This is a genomic window from Acinetobacter sp. AND/436, assembly GCF_049546925.1.
Classification (GTDB): domain Bacteria; phylum Pseudomonadota; class Gammaproteobacteria; order Pseudomonadales; family Moraxellaceae; genus Acinetobacter; species Acinetobacter indicus.
The window spans coordinates 1-19,318 of the sequence record NZ_JBMXBO010000011.1; the positions used below are offsets into that span (position 1 = coordinate 1).

Here is a 19,318-nt window from a genome sequence, read left to right on the forward strand (position 1 = left end):
ACGCTTGCAAGCCCTTTGATAAAAAAATTTAATCATCCGATTATTTTTTATTCATTTTACCTTTTTTAGCTATAAATTTCGGCCAAAAGTGTTTAAATACTCTCTTAAAATGTGCGCTGGGTCGAATGACCCTGCTTTCTCTTTTTTGCTTTCAGTATTCAAAGCACTAGGATCTTTTATGCGTCAACAACAATATGTATGGATTAGCCTGCTGACTTTAGGGATGGCCTCCCCTGCTTTTGCCAATGAATCTGCAGTAGACAGTTCTACCCGCACCACAGCAGAAGCAGACTCATCTGCAGCAACCAGCAAAGCCCCTTCACGCTTTGAATCCTTAAAAGAGCTGAAAAATATTAAAGCACAAGATTTGAAAGTGAATGCCAATGCCGCACAACCGGAAAGTGTTAAAGATCCACTACAACCTTTAAACCGTCAGGTCTATGCCTTAAATGATGTGTTAGACCGCAATATCGCCCGTCCGCTGGCTGTGCAATATACAGAAAAAGTTCCTGGCGATGTGCGTGGTTCTTATCGTAACTTCCGTAAAAACCTGGGTGAACCATGGAATGCAGTAAACCAGCTGATTCAGGGCCGTCCGCTCAGAGCAGCAAAAACGCTGGGCCGTTTTACTGTAAATACCATCACCACTTTAGGTCTGGCTGATCCGGCCCGTCGTTTGGGAATGGAAACCGAAGATGAAGATTTTGGCACCACTTTAGGCTATTTCGGGGTGCCGTCTGGCCCGTATCTGGTTTTGCCGATTATTGGCCCAAGTACCTTCCGTGATGGTTTTGGCCGTCTGGTTGACAGTCAGGCCCGTCCACAAAAATACATTCTAGAAGATCATGATGGACTGTACTGGACCGAGCAGGCTTTACGCGGCATTGATGCCCGTTCCCAGATTCTGGATGTAGAACAGGTGTTACAAGGAGATCGCTATGCCGCTATTCGTGATATTTACCTGCAGCGTAAAAACTTTGAAATTGCCGAGAAAAAAGGCTTAGAGGCCGAGAGCATTTCATTTATTGAAGATGTCGAAGACGACTACATCGAAGATGAAGAAAACTTTGATTCAGTTGCACCGCTCACTGAATAATTTGTAATACTTCTTTCTGGCGGGAAGTTCAACTTCCCCTAGTAATTCATTGATTGTTATAGTACATCTATCCCCTAAAGCGCATAGGATTATATTCTACATTTATGTATTTCATTCAGCCCACACGTGATATTCCCTATCTAGATCAGGTGATTGACACACTGCCCAGTGTGCAAATGATTCGCATAGATGACATCGACCTATATGATCAGACCATCATTGCCATTGCCGATGTGCAGGATTATTTAACCCATCGCTGGAATTTACCGACCATTGTTTTGGGCTTTGAAGATGAAGGGCTGGCCCTATCGCAAGCCTGGGAACAAGGCGCTCTGGCCGGCTGGATCTGGAGCAAACTGCCAGCAGAACCGCAGCAGGCCCTGCTTAAAATTGATGCACAATATAAACGCAACCAGGACAGTCGTGATTTACCCTCGGCTGCGGAATTACAAAAACGTTTGCTGCCGAATCCGATTGAACTGGTCAATTATAAAATTGAAACCCTGTTTCAACCTTCCGCCTATTTATCTGGCGACTGGTTCGATTACTGGAAAATTAGCGATAAAGAGCTGATTTTTTATCTGGCCGATGTGTCCGGACATGGGGTAACCAGCAGTTTATTAACCTCATGGATGGCGGCTTTTCATGGCCGCTCCAAAACCCCGCGCGAGTTACTGAAAAAACTGAACGGGATGCTGGTACAGGAAAATATTGAAAAGCATATCACCATGATTAGCGGGATTTTAAACCTGGAAACCCATCAGCTGCGCTGGTCCAGTGCCGGACATTATCCGCCTGCGATTATCTTTGAGCCAAATCAGCCACCGAAAATCTTAAACACCAGCAGCTTCCCGTTGGGCCTGACCGAAGACCTGGAAGTAGAAGAATATGAATGCGTGCTGTCACGTCAGGCGCGCTTTATTATCTGTTCAGATGGTGCGCTGGAACCCTATGTTGGTGGACTCAATGAACAGTTTGAACAACTGGTCTATCACTTGCAGAATCAGTCCTTTAAAGCGCCAGAACACGTGGCCGACGATATTGCCATCCTCAGTTTGTGCCGACTGAATTAATCACTTAATCAACCACTTAAAACCATCCTTAGACTTATGTCCATAGCAGACACTTGAGTCTGTGGTGTCCCTATGGGATAATTTTATCTATCCTTCTCTGCAAATGGCATTTATATGTCAACAGGTCATGTTGAATACGCAAGTTTGGATGGAACGCATATTTTCAAGCTGATCGGCGAAGTGCGTGCCCAATCTTGTATCAGTTTAGACAAACTACTCAGTAAAATTGAACAGCAAACCAATGTGGTCGGCGCCATTGTCGATTTAACTCAAACCACATTTATTGACAGTACTGTTTTGGGTGTTTTAGCAAAACTCGGGCTAAAACTCAAACAGGTACATCAGATTCAGGCGGTTATGCTGTCGACCAATCCGGACATCACCACACTGGCCAATAGCATGGGCTTGGGGCAGGTGTTTGTGATTCTGAATTACTGTGGCGATCCGAGTGTCTGCACCCGTGCCCTGATTGAAGAGCATGTGACGCATAGCAATATGCTGTCGACCGTACTGGATGCCCACAAAACCCTGATGAAACTCAACGACAGCAACCAGAATATGTTTGAACCCCTGGTCAAACAGCTACAAAAAGAACAGGACAACTTGGAACAGGTGTCTAATCAGCAAAACGTATAATTTTCAGTTTGGGAGAATGCCTGCATGACTTTCGTTTCTGTTGCACAGATGAACTCGCAAAATGATATTGAAGCCAATTTCAACACAGTCGAGCAGCTGATTCAGCAGAGTAAAGCCGCCGGCAGTGAACTGCTGGTTCTTCCTGAAAATTTTATCTGTTTTGCTGCCGGCAAGCAGCGCGAAACTGCAGCCCAGTTTGAATCTATTCAACAACGTCTGGAACAACTGGCCCATCAGCATCAAATCTGGCTGGTGGCGGGTACCCTGCCGTGTCCATTCCGCCCGGATGGTTCAGTCATTGAAGATGGCCGGGTACGTACTGTCAGCCTGTGTATCAGTCCGGAAAAAACCGAAGCCCGTTATGACAAGATTCACCTGTTTGATGTACAGGTGGGTGATGCCGTCGGGGGTTATCAGGAATCCAAATTCTTTGAACCGGGCCAAGACGTTGTGGTGGCCAAAACCCCATTTGGCAATATTGGCCTGATGGTCTGCTATGACCTACGTTTCCCGGAACTGGCGCTAAAACTGCGTGCACAAGGCGCCAATCTTCTGACAGCACCTTCTGCTTTTACCTACACCACTGGCCAGATGCACTGGCAGCTGCTGCTACAAGCACGTGCCATGGACAGTCAGTGTCAGGTTTTAGGTGCTGCCCAGCAAGGCTGGCACGGCGAAAAACGTCAAACCTGGGGTCATTCTGGGGCGACCAATTCCCGTGGACAATTACTGGCCATGGTGCAGGACGAAGGCGCGCAACTGATTACAGTCGAATTTGACCTGAAAGAACAGCAACAGGTACGCGAGTCAATGCCTTTAATGCAGCATCGCGTGTTAGTCAATTATTAAGTCTTTCCCTTGATCTCGCTGATATTGTTATCGACGTAAGCTTTCAACTTGCATATAATAATGATTCTTATTTTCAACAACAAATTATCCTGATGTTTAAAATCGTGATCACCAGTCTGGGGCTGCTGTGCTCGACACTGGCCTTGGCCGAGCTGAGTATTTCTGAAAAAATGCGTCCTGTGGTTTATTCTCAGGTCAATCCGGAGATGGCACGTCTGCCGGTTCCAGCCACACCGAATCAGATGAATCTTCCGGCCTTTGGACAGGGACTGATTGGCTGGGGCAGCGGCCCGGAAGGTGCGCAAGCGCGTTTAGATTCCATCACAGCTGCCGATGTGCATCAGATGCAAATTCAAGGTTTAACCCTGGAGATGGTGCAGGCCTGGCAGGCATTTTATACTCATGAAAGCCAGCGCAATCCCGGCAATCCGACGGCACCCTTACGCGCCCTCTTAATGCAAAAAATCGTCAGCCTGTGGTAGGGACTGACGATTTTTTTAAACAGGCTCTACAGCTCTGCTAGTCTGCCGCTTCATTGGTGACACGTAACACTTCTTCGACTGTGGTTTTACCGGCCAGTACTTTACGCAAACCATCTTCACGAATCGAACCAGATTGCTGGCGCGCATAGTTTTCCAGTTCATACTCTGCAGCATTGCCATGAATCAGGCGGCGCATGTGATCATCTACCGGTACAATTTCATAAATGGCGGTCCTGCCAGTAAATCCGGTATGCGCACACTGCTCACAGCCTTTCGGTTTCGGCAGGCGCAACATGGTTTCACTGCTAACAGGTTTAAACAGTTCTTTTTCAAAGTCATCGGCATCATGCCAGGTGGCACAGTGCGAGCACAAGGTTCGGACCAGACGCTGCGCAATCACACCAATCAGGGAACTGGACAGCAGGAAAGGTTCAATGCCCATATCTTTTAAACGGGTTACGGCACCAATCGCAGTATTGGTGTGTAAGGTTGATAATACCAGATGACCAGTCAGCGAAGCCTGTACCGCAATTTCTGCAGTTTCCAGATCACGGATTTCCCCGACCATCACCACATCCGGGTCCTGACGCAGCATGGCTTTTAAAGCACGCGCGAAAGTCATATCGACCTTGGTGTTGACCTGAGTCTGCCCAATCCCTTCCAGCTGATATTCAATCGGATCTTCAGCGGTCAGAATATTTTTCGAGCCATCATTCAGGTCCGACAGTGCTGCATACAAGGTGGTGGTTTTCCCCGAACCGGTTGGACCAGTCACCAAGATAATGCCATGCGGACGATGCACCAGCTGTTTTAGCCGGTCATAATCATTTTGCATTAGGCCCAAATGGGTCATGTTCAGCCGTCCGGCCTGTTTATCCAGCAGACGCATTACCACCCGTTCACCATGCGAAGATGGCAAGGTTGAGACCCGTACATCGACTTCACGGCCCGCCAGGCGCAGTGAAATACGGCCATCTTGCGGAATGCGCTTTTCAGCAATATCCAGTTTGGCCATGACTTTAATCCGCGATACCAGTAGCGGCGCCAGCTCACGGCGCGGCTGTACAATTTCACGCAACTGTCCATCTACCCGCAAACGCACCGATAAGCGTTTTTCAAATGATTCAATATGAATATCCGACGCACCGACCCGAATGGCTTCGGACAGCAGTGCATTAATTAGCCGGACAATGGGCGCATCATCTTCCTGATCCATTAAATCTTCGGCTTCAGGTACCGAGTCGGCCAGACTGAGTAAATCCGGATGATCTTCCAGGCCTGCTGCAACCTGTTGTGATTCCCCGGTATCGCCGGCAAAACTGCTGCTTAACAGCTGATGAAATTCCTGATCGGTACATAACTGGAACTGGGCCGGATGCCCGAGAAAACGGCGCGCCTCCTGAATAGCCAGCAGCGGCGTATTTTCACGGCGCACGATAAAAGCATGATCCCCCTCATAGCGAATTAGCACGCCATGGCGTTTTGCAAAACTATAGGGAATTTGTAATTGTTTAAGTACTTGCATCAGCGATTATAATAATGATGAAAAAATCTCATTTGAGTGTACTCTAAGCTTATGACAGCGTGAAGTCTGTTTTTAGGGTTTTAAATTGAAAGGAAGACGCCCTTGCCGCATCCGAATGAATTACTGAATCATGATGAATTGCCCGATTTAAAATGGTGGGGCGAACACGAGTTTGAACTGCATCAGCCCAAAGCCTGGCAATTTGGCTCCCTGCTGTTTCGTTTAACACGCGGCATGCAGGAGTGGCGTCTGGAATATCACCGTCCGCAGGTGCAGTATGACTATGAACAGCAATGGCATCGCATCAATGACCCGAATTTTTCCTTTCCACAGCCGGTGAAAATTGAACGCTACATGTTCAAATCGACCACCAACAAACTCCAGCTGATGCCACGTCTGGCAGACCGTTCAGTGGTGATTAAACCGGTCGATCCGATTTATATTCCGGCTGGCCAGCGTGGCACGCTGTACATTAGTACCCCGTTATGGATTGCCGGTTTTGTCGATGGTCAGCGCGAGCCGATTTTTGATTTGCCGGTGATTTTGCCCAAAGATACCTGGTTTGGACCGAATCACCGTTATGGCGAAATCTGTTATGTCACCGCGGTGGATGGCCGGACCGAGCTGCACCAGCTACGCCCGCGCGCTTTTCGTGCCATTACGCCTATCGAGTTTCATAATATCAGCAACCAGCAATTGCGCTTTGACCGGATGAATGTACCGGTGCCGGCACTGCCGCTATTTTTTAGTGAAAGTACCGGACGTTTATGGACCTCCCAAATTAAAGTCTTGCACGAAGGCTCTGACCGGCCACCACGGGTACGAATTGAAAACCGTACCCCACCGCATGCCGGTGAAGTGATTTATGTGCATCCGCCACGTGAAACCGCAGGGGCCTTATTTAATATGTTTGATTCGTTCTTCTAGGGAGTAGACATGGCCGATTCCAATATCCCTAAAGAAATTACCAATAGCCTGAAAGGGATTTTTACCAACATTAATACCGAGCGCCTGACTGAAATTCTGGTGGCGCTGGTGCTGTGCTTCTTAGGCTTCCTGGTGGCGCGTTTTGTCTCTAATGCCTTTATCCGCACCATTGGGAAACGCTTTAATGCGCATCAGAGTCTGGTCTGGCGTCGCGGGATTTTCTACTTTATTTTCCTGATTTTTGTGATGGCCAGCCTGAAAGAAGCCGGCTTTAAACTTAGTGTCTTCCTGGGTGCAGCCGGTATCTTAACCGTGGCATTGGGTTTCGCCTCACAAACCTCGGCTTCCAACCTGATCAGCGGTCTGTTCCTGATTGGTGAAGGTTCCTTTGAAGTGGGTGACACCATCCAGATTACCCTCATTCGTGGTCATACCGTAGAAGGTGAAGTGATTTCGATTGACCTGCTCTCGGTGAAACTGCTCACCCAGGACAACGTGTATGTGCGTTTACCGAACGAACAGCTGATTCGGGCGCCGGTACACAACCTGTCCAAATTCCCGATCCGGCGGATTCCAATTACTCTGGCTATTAATTTCCATGAAGATATTATCAAGGTACGTGAAGTGCTGCTGGATGTGGCCAATAAATATCCGCTGGTGCTGGCCGATCCGAAACCTGCGGTGACAGTAACTGCCTTCCGTGAATCCTCAATTGAACTGCTGTTTGCGATCTGGTGCCAGCAGGAAAACTTCCTGCGAGTACGTGATGAAATGCAGGAACGGATTCGTAATGGCTTTGTCGATAACCAGATTGAAATTCCGGTACCGAAAATGGGCTTTGTCGATCATCCGCTGTCTCGACCGCTGGAAAATGCAGAGATTGATCAATATGCCAATGAAAAAGCCCTGAAACGTGAACCGGATTTAAAATAGATTTTTTAATATTAGCCTTCTCCACCAAGAGAAGGCTTTTTTCTATTCAGAGGGTGACCGTTCAACTGGCTGTTCTGGATCGGGCATTGGCGCAATATAGGCAATGATCAGCATCACCGCACCGGCGGCTAAAAAGGAAATCACCCGGGTTAAAGTGCCAATATGCGACAGATCAAACAGCACCAGCTTTAAGCTGACAACCACCAGAATACTGCCGCCCAGGACCCAGACCGAACGCAGCTGTTTGCGACTGGCCCAGCTCATGGTAACAAATGCTAGGCTGACCCAAAGTAAAGTCAAACTCAGTTGTACCGTGCCATTACGCCACAGCGCCAGTTCATTCAGCGGTGTACCCACATAGACATGCAAGCCACGCAGCACAATATAGCTACTCAGCCACAATAAACTCAGCACCATCAACACTGCGACCATACTGCGGTCCAGCCCGGCCTTAACCTGTAACGACAGCATCCATAAAAAGCCGACCAGCATGGCGATGCTGACCAGATCAAAAGGATTTAAGATGGGCAGCAGATAGCCATGAAACGCCTGCTGGCTTAACAGCTGCGAACAGATCATCCAGGCCAGCATCAACAGCAAACTGCTTCGGGCCTGCCAGAACATCTGCCAGTCGGGCTGTGCCTGCCAGTAACACCAGCCGCAAAACAGCAGCGGTAAAATCACCATACTGATATACGGTTGCTGCGGTAATAAAGTCAGACTGGTCAGTAGCAGACTGAGTAAAGTACCGGCACTGACCCATTCTTTTTCGGTTCGTACACCTAAAAGCGGCCTTAACCAGAGCAGACTGAGGATGATGCCAGCTCCGGCAAACAACAGCCGCTCATTGAAAGATGCCCAGACAATACTACCCTGCTGCATCCGCAGCATGACAATTCCTGCCGCAAACAGCAGCAAGGGAACCAGGCCCGACCATTTGCTGAATAACCAGGCCACCCCGGCCTGTCGGCGTAACAGGATTTCATTCACAACCCAATAGGCCAGACTCAGGCTGAACAGGCTCAGCACCGCACTGAGCTCGCCGGACCATTCATCTTGGAGCAGCACCAGCAGCATGGTGGTCGCCAGCAACATCAGCAGACATTGAAAGCCAATCATACTGCTACTAAGTTGTTGCTGAAATTGCAGCCGGCTATTGGACAGCAATACCACGCCCACATAGCTCAGGCACAATACCCAGAACATGGCGCGTGGAAATACAATCAGCTCCACCAGATAATACAGGCTCGACAGCCCCGCCACGACCAGCAGGCCCATGGCTAGATACAGACTGATTTTGGACTGCCGCACCAGCCCCAACAGGAAAATCAGCAGGCCTTCAATGGCCCAGCCCATGACACTTTTTTCAGCCGGCAATAAAATCGGCGGAATTAGGGCCAGAAAAATTAAGGTCAGGCTTAAATAGCTGTGCGCAATTAGCTGTACCGTTTGATGGTTTCTGGATAATCGGTACAACACGGCGAACAGCAGTGCAAACAGCAGACTGAGGCCCGCCTGCCAGGCTGTGTCCTGGAAATGCAGCACATATAAACTGCTATAGGCCAGCAACGGTGCAGCAAAAATCAGCCCAATATCCAGCGCCGGTTTAAGCTTAAACTTGTCTAAATCCTGCTGTGCCAATAACTGGCTAAAACGGAAACCCAGCCAGATAAAGATAGCGGCATGTGCCAGAATCAGCACGGTCATCAGGTCGCGGTCAGCATCGCTGCCATGCACAAAGGCATAGCTGCCACCGACCAGCACCGTCATTAAAAAGGCAATCTGATTCAAAAACTTCCACGGTCGCAGGCTGCTGAGCACGGCCACCGCAATATTAATCACTAGATAATAGCCAATAAATTCCGGTGCAGTTGCATCACGCACCGGCAAGGTAAACGGCGCCAGATAGGCCATCCCCATGGCCATTAACGCCAGTTCAACCGACTGCTGTCTTAAACTCAGCCATAACGTCAGGGCCATTAGTAGCAGAAAACAGCCACTGGCAATCAGCAAGTTTGGAATCACCGCATTGTAATAGGCAAAGAATAAGGTCAGACACAAGGCCGCCAGCCCGAGCCCTTCCAGCCCCAGGGCAAAACTGCGATTGCGCTGTTGCAGGCGATAACCCAGTCCGGTCACGGCAGCACTGCTCAGCGCGACCATGGCCAGTTTGGTGGCCAGGCTCAGCTGCCAATGTTCCGTGGCAAAACGCAGCAGCAGAATAATGCCGATCACCAAAATAGAAATCGCGGTTTTCAGCACCGGATTACCGTCAAAAATCCAGTGTTTGATTTGCTGGACTAAATTGGGAGCAGGCACTGGCGTAGCTTCAGCTGTTGCACTAAACGGTAAAGGCGGTATGTCCGGCTGTACCGAAGAAGCCGGCTGCGGCAAAAAATGCTGGGCCTGTTGAATCTGGCCCAAATACTGTTCCAGACGCCGCAGCCAGCGCAGAAAAAAGAAAATCCAGGCCGCAGCGCCAGCAGCAATCATCCAGCCCCAATCCAGCAGCCCACCGACCACGGCAATAATCGAGGAGAGATACAGCGGCACTTTAGAGGTGGCACGAAATGCAATTAACCTTTGTTCGCCTAGCGCCTGGGCCGGTTGCTGAATAGCATCGACATAGTGCATGACACTCATCAGCAGCGCAAAACCACAGACATAGGTCAGCAGTGGAAATGATAAAAACCACGCGCTGATGGCGACAATCATCAGGCTCATCAACCAGATCATGCGGATTTCGCTCTGCCCTCTCAGCATCTTGTTTTATTCCTTTATTAATTGTGCTGATCATACAACAACTTGCACAGTGCTTATTTTATATTCATCAGATATTCGGTAACCTGCATATACAATCATCACTCAGCGTGCGTGTGTAAAATCACGTACAATAAACAGGTTTTTTGGATTAGGAAACTTTCAATGCCACCATTTGTCTTGGTCGATGGGTCTTATTTTTTATTTCGTGCGTTTCACGCCTTACCCCCTTTAACCACGTCAACCGGTATACATACCAACGCCATCCGTGGGGCAATTTCCGCAATCCAGAAACTGATGCGCCGTACCCAGCCTACCCATATGGCGGTGATTTTTGATACCCCGGAACCAACGTTCCGTCACGAACTGTCACCCATTTATAAAGGTGACCGTCCAAGTATGCCAGATGAACTGTCACAGCAGATTCCTTATTTACACGCCTTAATTCGCGCACTGGGGATTCCTCTTTATATGCTGCCGGGTGCCGAAGCCGACGATATTATTGGCACGCTGGCCAAACGCGCCGAAGCCGAAGGTCATCAGGTGTTAATTTCCACCGGCGACAAAGACATGGCTCAGCTGGTGACCGACAAAGTTACGCTGGAAGACAGCTTCAAAGAGAAACCAATGGATGTGCAGGGTGTCTTTGAGAAATTTGGCGTCTGGCCGAATCAGATTGTTGATTATCTGACCCTGATGGGCGATGCCTCGGACGGGATTATGGGTGTTCCGGGCGTGGGTGCTAAAACTGCCGCCAAACTGCTGACTGAATACGGCTCTTTAGGCGGAATTCTAGAAAATGTCGACAAAATTAAAGGTCGCGTTGGCCAGAATATTAAAGACAATGTCGATGGTATTGCCATTGATCATCAACTGGCCAGTATTGTCTGTGATCTGGACATGGGCCTGACCTTTGCAGACCTGAAACTGTGCGATCCAAATACCGAAGAATTGCGCCGCCTGTATACCGAACTGGAGTTCCGGAACCAGCTACAGTCGCTCGATCATCCGAACAACCCGAACAGCAACAGCTATAAACAGGTCAGCCAGGCCATTACTCAAACCCCAGCGGCCGCAGAAGTCGCTACTGAAGATCAGGCCCAGCTCAGCAGCAGTGAAGACCAGCTAGGTGAAGCCACCTATCATACGGTGTTAAGCCCGGCAGACTGGGATGCGCTATTCCAGCGTTTAAGCACCGCCACACGTTTTGCCTTTGATACCGAAACCACCAGCCTAGATTATCGGATTGCCCAGATTGTCGGCTTCTCGGTGGCTTTTGATGCTACGGAAGCCTTCTATGTGCCTTTGGCGCATGACTATGCCGGCGCACCGGAACAGTTAAACCGTGAAGCGGTGCTGGCGCAGATCAAACCGATTCTGGAAAATCCAGCGGTTGAAAAAATTGGCCATCATTTAAAATATGATGCACATGTGCTGGAAAACCACGGTATTCACTTACAGGGCTGGTACTTTGACACCATGCTGGCCTCGTATGTCTTAAATTCTGTCGCCACCCGTCATGGGATGGATGATGTGGCGCGTCTGTATTTAAGTCACCTGACCACCACCTATGAACAGATTGCCGGTAAAGGCGCCAAACAGAAAACCTTTAACCAGATCGAGATTGAAACAGCCGCGCATTATGCCGCCGAAGATGCACATGTGACGTATCGCCTGTATGAAGTGCTGAATGAAAAGTTACAGCGTCATCCGGAACTAAGCAATCTACTGCATCATATTGAAATGCCGGTAGCACGCGTGCTAACCCAGATGGAAGAAAACGGCATCAAGCTGGATCTGAATTTCCTAGATCAGCTGGGGGTAGAATTTTCCAACACCATGCTGCAACTGGAACAGCAGATTATTGAACTGGCCGGCCAGCCGTTTAATGTCAGCTCGCCCAAACAGGTTGGCGAAATCCTGTTTGAAAAGCTGGGCATCAAAGGTGGCAAGAAAACCGCCACCGGCCAATACAGCACCAGTGAAAGCATTCTAGAAAAAATCGAACACCCGATTGCCAGCCTGATTGTGGAATATCGTGGTCTGTCTAAACTGAAAAGTACCTATACGGATGGCTTACAAAAGCAGGCCAATAGCAGCAGCCATCGCGTGCATACCAGTTACCATCAGGCACTGACCGCGACGGGCCGTCTGTCTTCGACCGATCCGAACCTGCAAAATATTCCGGTACGTATGGATATTGGCCGCCAGATTCGTAAAGCCTTTATTGCACCAGAAGGCCGCGTATTACTGGCTGCCGACTATTCGCAAATTGAACTGCGTTTAATGGCACATTTCTCGCAAGATGACGCGCTGGTTGATGCCTTCAATCATGGTCAGGATGTACACCGCCGTACCGCTGCCGAAGTGTTGAATATTGCCCTGGAAGATGTCACGCCAGATCAGCGCCGCCAGGCCAAAGCGGTTAACTTCGGCCTGTTATATGGTATGTCCGAATTTGGTCTGATCCGTCAATTGGGCTTTACCCGGGAAGAATCGCAGAACTATATCAAGCAATACTTCCAGCGTTATCCGGGCATTTATGAATATATGCAGCGCACCCGTCAGGTGGCTCTGGAACAAGGCTTTGTCGAAACCCTGACCGGCCGCCGTTTATATACCCCGGATATTGATGCCCGTAACATGATGGTGCGTAAAGCAGCAGAACGTGCCGCAATTAATGCGCCGCTACAAGGCTCGGCGGCAGATATTATTAAAATGGCCATGGTGGAGGTAGACAAAATGTTGCCACGCGATCAGGCCAAAATGCTACTGCAGGTACACGATGAACTGGTGTTTGAAGTGGATGCCGATGTCGCCGATGAACTGGCACCCAAACTGGCCGAAGTGATGCAGTCAGTGATTGAACTGTCTGTTCCGCTGGTGGTCGAAGTGGGTAAAGGCCAGAACTGGGATGAAGCACACTAAAGTCTTTCCACCTTCCTCCTCGGAGGAAGGCTGGGCTGAAGGTCATTTGCCTCTTGGGCGAAATATCAAGGTCTTCACCTCAAAACTTGAGCCATAAAAAAGGACTCAATTGAGTCCTTTTTTTCTTGAGCTGAATTTATTAGAAGCCGGTCAGCAAAACAATCGCCACCTGGTTCATCAGAATTTCAGCAATATATAACGCCAGAAATGCCAGAATTGGAGACAGGTCAATCATGCCCATATTCGGCATGATCCGGCGAAACGGCGCCAGTAAAGGTTCTGCCAGCTCCTGAATCACTTCAATATAAGGCCCGCGTGACTGGGTAAACATCACTACCCAACTTAAAATAATGGTGGCAAAAATCAGGTAACGACAGAAACGTAGCAGGTCCTGAATCATGGTCACAAAGGTGAGAATCAGCAGATGTACCGGGCCATTAGGCATCGCCCCGTTTAAATACATCATGCCGTAATTTTTCAGCAGATAAAGCACCACCAGCAGCGCCAATGCCGCCAGATTCACCCGGCCTTTTGCCACGGTCGGGAAAATACGGCTAAATACATCTACAATTTTCGTGGCCTTGATCGTAGACAACACCACCGGATTATAAGGACTCACCGCAGCCAGCTGCATGAGAAAACGGAAGAAGACGAGCAAAATCGCTACGTTAATGATGATGCCAAAAATTAGCGCAGAATTTGCACCCATACTTGAACGTTCCTAAAATTAAATACTTTATTTAATGCTGTCACTCAGCTCGGCAGCCAGTTCCTGACTGCGTGTTTTGGCAGCCGCCAACGCTGCCTGAATATTCTGCGACACTTGTGCACGGTCAAACACTTCCAACGCTGCCTGCGTGGTCCCGTTTGGAGAGGTCACGTTTTTACGCAGCTCTGCCGGGGTATTGGAACTGGTAATTGCCATTTGTGCCGCGCCCAACGCAGTTTGCAAGGTTAAAGCCGTTGCCACTTTTTCATCTAGGCCCAAGTTTTTGCCAGCACGAATCATACTTTCCATCATATAGAAAAAGTAAGCCGGGCCAGAACCGGATACTGCCGTGACTGCATCAATTTGCGCTTCAGAGTTTACCCAAATTGTTAAACCCGTGGCAGCCAAAACCTGACTTGCCAATTCACGGTCTTTGCTATCGACCGCATCATGCGCATATAAACCATGCGCACCAGTTTGTACCAGCGCCGGGGTATTTGGCATCACCCGTACCACACGGTCGGTATCGAGCAATGCCGAAATGGTAGCAATTTCTGCACCAGCAACAATCGAAATCACCAGTTTGCCTTCAAACTGCCCTTTTAGCGGTTGCAGCACGCTGGCCAGCACCTGCGGTTTGACCGCGAACACCACAATATCGGCATCACGAATGGCAGCCTGGTTGTCTTCGGTCACATGTACATCTTTTTCTTCCAGCAATAAACGGATTTTTTCGACCGGATCAGCAACTGTAATACGCGTTGAAGGCATGCCACGTGCAATCAGGCCACCAATTAAGGCCTGTGCCATATTTCCGCCACCAATAAAACTAATATTACAATTTAACACTGCACTCATGATTCACACTCTTGGTTGAGTTCTTTATAGTTAAGAGATTAAAGTCGGTTGCCAGCCATCCGGTTCGCAATAGGCAGAATCTGCCACCCAAAACCCTTTTGGCGTGAAAACCCCTAGCATAACATTATCTCTGCTTAATATTTGAATTGTATGACGCTTCCAGGGAAAAATTTGTGCCTGCTGTATCGCCTTTTTTAATGGCCAGGCCCCGACCCGTCCATGAAGATGGATTTTTTCTCCGCCCACTCGCGTACTTAAAGTCAATTCTTGTTGGAGTAATGCAAAAGACAAACCAACCTGATGCGGTGCATTCAACTGAAACTGTCCGGCAGGTAAATCTAGGGTTTGCCCCAACTGCCAGCACACCTGTTCCCGCGCAGGGATGGCCTGTTGACTGGCCAAATATTCCAGCTGAGGCAGACGGTAAATGACATTTTGATAGCGGACATAATAAAAGCCGTTGCAATGCAAAGCCGCTTGCGCATCGGCCCGGGCCTGAATCACTTCTTGCTGAATACGCTGCACCATGTCAAAACTTGGCCGGTACTGGCTGTCCCCTTTCATCCAGAACGACAGTAACTGGCGTTGCCGCGCCTCGGACAATTGCTGAATACGGTGTAAATCCAGATGCTCGGCATCGCCACAGCTGGCCAAATCCTGCAGCAATACTTCGGCCAAAATCTGTTCAGCATCCTGCATCAGCTGGCTGCTGCGGCAAATGCTTTGCTGCATTTTGGGGAACCGTGCATTTAACAGCGGCCACAACTGTTCCCGACACCAGGCCCGGTCGTAGTGAATATCCTGATTGGTCGGATCTTGAATATGTGGAATCGAAAGCTGCTGGCACCAGCTCTGAATCTGCTCACGCGATAAAGCCAATAACGGCCGCCAGATTGACAGCTCAGGACGTGAATCGAAAGTTTTCATGGCCGACAAGCCAGGAATACCGGCACCAGAAAACAGGCGCAATAACACTGTTTCTGCCTGATCCTGCTGATGATGGGCCAGTACCAATATCTCATTGGTTTGAATATGCTGCTGAAATGCCTGATAACGTGCGGCGCGTGCCTGCTGTTCCAGATTGCCTTCGGCGACCTGTACCGCTTGAATGATGCAAGGAATATTGAAGGTCCGACAATACTGCTGGACAAATTTGCCCCAGGCCTGACTAGAAGGCTGCAATTGATGATCAATATAAATGGCCCGGACTTTTTCCGGGCATAAAAACGCCATCAGATGCAGCAGCAGCATGGAATCCATGCCGCCACTACATCCGATGAGAAAATGCGTATCTTCTGGAAAAGACTGAATCTGGGTTAAGACGCCAGTCCTAAATTGTCGCTGCCAAACTTCATCAAACGCTGGTAACGTGCTTCGCATCGTTCTTGTGCATCCATCGGTTGCAATTCTTCTAGAGCCTGTTTTAACACGGCTTTTAAATCTTGCATGACTTTTTCTGGTTGCAAGTGAGCTCCCTCACCTTCATCAACCACATATTCAACAATGCCCATCTGCTGTAATTTTTCAGCAGTCAGTGCCAATGCTTCACTTGCTTGTTCTGCTTTTTCAGCAGTTTTCCACAAAATAGATGCACAGCCTTCTGGAGAAATTACTGAATAAATACTGTGAGATAACATCACCACACGGTCCGCCACACCAATACCCAAGGCACCGCCTGAACCACCCTCACCCAGAACTGTTGCCACGACCGGCACTTTCAGGTTCGATAATTGGGCAAGACTGGTGGCAATGGCTTCCGCCTGACCACGTTCTTCTGCACCCACACCCGGATAAGCACCCATGGTGTCAATAAAGGTAAAGACCGGCAGCTTGAAACGTTCTGCCATATCCAGCAAACGCTGTGCTTTACGGTAACCTTCCGGGTTACTCATGCCGAAATTGTGCTGCAATTTCTCGCGGGTACTGCGACCACGATGCTGACCCACGACCATGACCGGCTGACCATCGAAGCGTGCCAAGCCACCCACCATTGCACCATCATCACCAAATAAACGGTCGCCGTGCAGCGCATCAAATTCAGTGAAAATTTCGCCCACATAGTCCAGGAATTGCGGACGCTCTGGATGACGTGCAATTTGGACCGTTGTCCATGCTTTTGATTGAGCAGCTTTATTTTTCATAAGTCGACTGTTATCCCTAAATTAACCAAAACGTTAATCGACAAATTGTTCCGAATGAATTTTTAATTCAATGTCCCAATTCTTGAACTGCACTTGTTCATCGTGCAATTCAGCGACAAGCAATGGCCATTGTTTAGCATCACCCGAAACGCTGAGCTGCCATTGTTGCGCATTCTGAACACTCAATTCAATGGCAGGAAGCATCTGATCGCTACGACTGTGATTGACTAAAACTGCTAGGCGTAGCAGCAGACATAAATGCATTAATTTATGGCCACCGACCTTGTTGACATCAATTTTATCGTCCTGACGCAGCTTGCGGCGATGATGCGCAACCAGATGCGACAGATGGTTTTGATCAATTTGTGAAAAGCCCGGAATATCCGAATGTTGTAATAAATAAGCACCATGACGATGATAGCCACCATGACTGATCGCCAGACCAATTTCATGTAAATAGGCCGCGCGGCGCAGTAAATCACTGTCATCACTGGTCAATTTCAGCTCCGCGGCTACGCCTTCAAACAGGTGCTGCGCGGTTTTGACCACACGTTCTGCCTGTTTCGGATCGGCGTTATAACGGCCCATCAGCGCCTGCACACTGCGATCTCGGATATCTTCATGCTGGAAACGGCCCAGCAGGTCATACATTACGCCTTCACGTAAGGCACCATCGGAATAAACCAGTTTATCAATATCTAAAATATCAAAAACTGCATATAAAATCGCAATCCCGGCTGGCAAAACTGCTCGTCGATCTTCTTTTAAACCGTCAAAGTCCATTTCAGAGACATGCTTGTATTTAAGCAGTTTATCTTTGAGTTTTTCCAGGCCCTCACGGGTCAGATTTTCCTGCGCATTGCTCCAGCCCATATTCACGGTAATCTGGCGGCAGGCTTTAATGGTGCCACTTGAGCCTACTACGGTATCCCAGCCGGCATTTTTATAGGTATTGGCAATGGTGGATAATTCTTTGCGTGCGGCAAACACGGCTTTGTCAAAACTTTTATGGTTAATTTCACCTTCGGCGAAAAAGGCTTTGGTATAGGCCACACAGCCCATCTGTAAAGATTCGGTATGAATAGGTTCGAATTCTTCACCAATAATCAGCTCGGTTGAACCACCGCCAATATCAATCACCAGGCGGCGACCACTGTTTTCCATGGTGTGCGACACACCCAGATAAATTAAGCGGGCTTCTTCACGACCGGCAATAATTTCAATGGGTTTTGGCAAGATTTCTGCGGCTTTTTGAATAAATTCATGTCCGTTTTTGGCCTGACGCAAGGCGTTGGTGGCAACAATACGTAAACGGTTCGGCTGTACAGCGCTTAAACGTCCGACAAAGCGTGCCAGACAGGCTAAACCGCGCTGCTGTGCGGCTTCGGTTAAATTTTTATTCTCATCTAAACCAGCGGCAAGCTGTACTTTTTCTGACATTGATGCCACTTTTTTTACTTCACCATGATCCACACGGGCAATGGCCAGGTGGAAGCTGTTCGACCCCATATCGATGGCTGCAAGTAACTCTTCATCAATTAAAAAATCAGACATTCTTCAAACAAACCTATACAGAATTGTGCCTAGAGTAATTCACATACATGCAATTTAAAAGCCATTTGTGCGCACATTTCGATGAGTATTTAAATTTTCGGCAGATGTGACAATTGTGTGACACGATCATCAGCATCGTGAGCATCAATTAGACAAATTCACAGGAAAGATCGAAAATTTACATATTCCTCTACATTGTTCTAGATGGCTATGTAATACTAATAAATATAGCTATCTATACAAAAATTCATTTGGAGCACATTCCATGTCTGGCAACATCGTAAACACAACGGATGCAAACTTCGAAGCAGACGTTCTTCAATCTGAAACACCTGTATTGGTTGACTTCTGGGCGGGCTGGTGTGCGCCTTGTAAGGCAATTGCTCCAGTACTTGAAGTTTTGGCGACTGAATATGAAGGCAAAGTTAAAATTGTGAAAGTTGACGTGACCGCTTGCGAACAAACTGCCGTGAACTACAACATCCGTAACATCCCTGCACTGTTGATGTTCAAAAATGGTGAAGTGGTTGCCCAGCAGATTGGTGCTGCACCAAAATCGAAACTGACTGCATTTATTGATGAAAACATCTAAATCCTGTCTGTTTAGAAAAATTAAAATACGCTATGTTTCATAGCGTATTTTTTTCGTCTATAAATTGACAAATCGGCGTTTCTCTCTTATATTGCTTGCTCAAGAAATAAAGGACTTCCCGTCCCGCCCGTTTCTTAAAAGACACAACACAAAAATGCCGCTCGGCAACAGAAATTGTTTTTTCACATTTTTCTCTGAAACAATTAATCAGTCCTCTGAATTGTTATTGTGCAAATACAATTGCGTTCGTTTTAT

Annotated in this window: 16 protein-coding genes; 9 read left to right on the plus strand and 7 right to left on the minus strand. The window is 48.3% G+C overall.

Translation table 11 applies throughout. From position 1 onward, the window contains the following. Nucleotides 1–178: 178 nt before the first annotated feature. From ACPEPR_RS09670 to ACPEPR_RS09690, 5 genes are all read left to right on the plus strand, one after another. Nucleotides 179–1,096: an MlaA family lipoprotein gene (locus ACPEPR_RS09670; RefSeq protein WP_005182530.1), complete on the plus strand. Its 918-nt coding sequence runs from the start codon at nt 179–181 to the stop codon at nt 1,094–1,096. Between the two features lie 104 nt (nt 1,097–1,200). Next, the gene (gigA, locus tag ACPEPR_RS09675; RefSeq protein ID WP_005182527.1) at nt 1,201–2,169 is read left to right on the plus strand and encodes an RsbU family protein phosphatase GigA; all 969 of its coding nucleotides are present in this window, start codon (nt 1,201–1,203) and stop codon (nt 2,167–2,169) included. 114 nt (nt 2,170–2,283) lie between these two features. Then, nucleotides 2,284–2,805, plus strand: coding sequence for an anti-anti-sigma factor GigB (gene gigB / locus ACPEPR_RS09680; RefSeq protein WP_005182525.1), 522 nt, complete (start codon nt 2,284–2,286; stop codon nt 2,803–2,805). A 24-nt stretch (nt 2,806–2,829) separates the two neighbouring features. Next, nucleotides 2,830–3,654, plus strand: a complete 825-nt coding sequence (locus ACPEPR_RS09685; RefSeq protein WP_005182522.1) for a carbon-nitrogen hydrolase family protein — start codon at nt 2,830–2,832, stop codon at nt 3,652–3,654. A gap of 92 nt (nt 3,655–3,746) precedes the next feature. Further along, nucleotides 3,747–4,136 (plus strand): DUF4951 domain-containing protein, encoded by a 390-nt coding sequence (locus ACPEPR_RS09690; protein WP_104470612.1) that lies wholly within the window; start codon nt 3,747–3,749, stop codon nt 4,134–4,136. Between the two features lie 37 nt (nt 4,137–4,173). Here ACPEPR_RS09690 and gspE read toward each other — a convergent pair whose 3' ends face one another. Continuing rightward, on the minus strand, nt 4,174–5,661 hold the full coding sequence (gspE, locus tag ACPEPR_RS09695) for a type II secretion system ATPase GspE (protein WP_075167381.1): 1,488 nt from the start codon (nt 5,659–5,661) through the stop codon (nt 4,174–4,176). A gap of 123 nt (nt 5,662–5,784) precedes the next feature. Here gspE and ACPEPR_RS09700 point away from each other — a divergent pair, with 123 nt between their 5' ends. Both ACPEPR_RS09700 and ACPEPR_RS09705 read left to right on the plus strand, forming a co-directional pair. Next, nucleotides 5,785–6,588: a hypothetical protein gene (locus tag ACPEPR_RS09700; RefSeq protein WP_423562385.1), complete on the plus strand. Its 804-nt coding sequence runs from the start codon at nt 5,785–5,787 to the stop codon at nt 6,586–6,588. Nucleotides 6,589–6,597: 9 nt separating this feature from the next. Next, the gene (locus ACPEPR_RS09705; protein WP_016659510.1) at nt 6,598–7,521 is read left to right on the plus strand and encodes a mechanosensitive ion channel family protein; all 924 of its coding nucleotides are present in this window, start codon (nt 6,598–6,600) and stop codon (nt 7,519–7,521) included. 42 nt (nt 7,522–7,563) lie between these two features. Here the strand turns inward: ACPEPR_RS09705 and ACPEPR_RS09710 are convergent, their stop codons facing one another. Continuing rightward, nucleotides 7,564–10,284 (minus strand): DUF2339 domain-containing protein, encoded by a 2,721-nt coding sequence (locus tag ACPEPR_RS09710; protein ID WP_423562366.1) that lies wholly within the window; start codon nt 10,282–10,284, stop codon nt 7,564–7,566. A gap of 162 nt (nt 10,285–10,446) precedes the next feature. On the opposite strand from ACPEPR_RS09710, the gene polA reads away from it, so the two are divergent. Beyond that, entirely contained in the window at nt 10,447–13,209 is a 2,763-nt protein-coding gene (gene polA, locus ACPEPR_RS09715; RefSeq protein ID WP_075167378.1) for a DNA polymerase I, read from the plus strand. A gap of 139 nt (nt 13,210–13,348) precedes the next feature. Here polA and ACPEPR_RS09720 read toward each other — a convergent pair whose 3' ends face one another. The 5 genes from ACPEPR_RS09720 to ppx are packed head-to-tail and all read right to left on the minus strand — an operon-like array spanning nt 13,349 to nt 18,471. Then, complete coding sequence (locus tag ACPEPR_RS09720; RefSeq protein ID WP_005182501.1) at nt 13,349–13,918, minus strand: YggT family protein; 570 nt, start codon at nt 13,916–13,918, stop codon at nt 13,349–13,351. A 27-nt stretch (nt 13,919–13,945) separates the two neighbouring features. Next, a complete protein-coding gene (gene proC, locus ACPEPR_RS09725) occupies nt 13,946–14,776 on the minus strand; it encodes a pyrroline-5-carboxylate reductase (protein ID WP_005182498.1) in 831 nt (276 codons plus the stop codon). Nucleotides 14,777–14,806: 30 nt separating this feature from the next. Next, nucleotides 14,807–16,156 (minus strand): tRNA lysidine(34) synthetase TilS, encoded by a 1,350-nt coding sequence (gene tilS, locus ACPEPR_RS09730; protein ID WP_423562367.1) that lies wholly within the window; start codon nt 16,154–16,156, stop codon nt 14,807–14,809. Beyond that, nucleotides 16,093–16,917, minus strand: a complete 825-nt coding sequence (locus tag ACPEPR_RS09735) for an acetyl-CoA carboxylase carboxyltransferase subunit alpha (protein WP_045795976.1) — start codon at nt 16,915–16,917, stop codon at nt 16,093–16,095. Before ACPEPR_RS09735 ends, tilS begins: the two co-directional genes overlap by 64 nt. 33 nt (nt 16,918–16,950) lie before the next feature. Next, nucleotides 16,951–18,471: an exopolyphosphatase gene (gene ppx / locus ACPEPR_RS09740; RefSeq protein ID WP_005182484.1), complete on the minus strand. Its 1,521-nt coding sequence runs from the start codon at nt 18,469–18,471 to the stop codon at nt 16,951–16,953. A gap of 265 nt (nt 18,472–18,736) precedes the next feature. On the opposite strand from ppx, the gene trxA reads away from it, so the two are divergent. Next, nucleotides 18,737–19,063 (plus strand): thioredoxin, encoded by a 327-nt coding sequence (trxA, locus tag ACPEPR_RS09745; RefSeq protein ID WP_016659515.1) that lies wholly within the window; start codon nt 18,737–18,739, stop codon nt 19,061–19,063. Nucleotides 19,064–19,318 lie beyond the last annotated feature (255 nt).

What these genes read in the sequence shown, in the direction of transcription:
- ACPEPR_RS09670 (WP_005182530.1), top strand. Translation starts at nt 179, where the DNA reads ATGCGTCAACAACAATATGTATGGATTAGCCTGCTGACTTTAGGGATG.
- gigA (WP_005182527.1), top strand. Translation starts at nt 1,201, where the DNA reads ATGTATTTCATTCAGCCCACACGTGATATTCCCTATCTAGATCAGGTG.
- gigB (WP_005182525.1), top strand. Translation starts at nt 2,284, where the DNA reads ATGTCAACAGGTCATGTTGAATACGCAAGTTTGGATGGAACGCATATT.
- ACPEPR_RS09685 (WP_005182522.1), top strand. Translation starts at nt 2,830, where the DNA reads ATGACTTTCGTTTCTGTTGCACAGATGAACTCGCAAAATGATATTGAA.
- ACPEPR_RS09690 (WP_104470612.1), top strand. Translation starts at nt 3,747, where the DNA reads ATGTTTAAAATCGTGATCACCAGTCTGGGGCTGCTGTGCTCGACACTG.
- gspE (WP_075167381.1), bottom strand. Translation starts at nt 5,661, where the DNA reads ATGCAAGTACTTAAACAATTACAAATTCCCTATAGTTTTGCAAAACGC.
- ACPEPR_RS09705 (WP_016659510.1), top strand. Translation starts at nt 6,598, where the DNA reads ATGGCCGATTCCAATATCCCTAAAGAAATTACCAATAGCCTGAAAGGG.
- ACPEPR_RS09710 (WP_423562366.1), bottom strand. Translation starts at nt 10,284, where the DNA reads ATGCTGAGAGGGCAGAGCGAAATCCGCATGATCTGGTTGATGAGCCTG.
- polA (WP_075167378.1), top strand. Translation starts at nt 10,447, where the DNA reads ATGCCACCATTTGTCTTGGTCGATGGGTCTTATTTTTTATTTCGTGCG.
- ACPEPR_RS09720 (WP_005182501.1), bottom strand. Translation starts at nt 13,918, where the DNA reads ATGGGTGCAAATTCTGCGCTAATTTTTGGCATCATCATTAACGTAGCG.
- proC (WP_005182498.1), bottom strand. Translation starts at nt 14,776, where the DNA reads ATGAGTGCAGTGTTAAATTGTAATATTAGTTTTATTGGTGGCGGAAAT.
- tilS (WP_423562367.1), bottom strand. Translation starts at nt 16,156, where the DNA reads ATGCGAAGCACGTTACCAGCGTTTGATGAAGTTTGGCAGCGACAATTT.
- ACPEPR_RS09735 (WP_045795976.1), bottom strand. Translation starts at nt 16,917, where the DNA reads ATGAAAAATAAAGCTGCTCAATCAAAAGCATGGACAACGGTCCAAATT.
- ppx (WP_005182484.1), bottom strand. Translation starts at nt 18,471, where the DNA reads ATGTCTGATTTTTTAATTGATGAAGAGTTACTTGCAGCCATCGATATG.
- trxA (WP_016659515.1), top strand. Translation starts at nt 18,737, where the DNA reads ATGTCTGGCAACATCGTAAACACAACGGATGCAAACTTCGAAGCAGAC.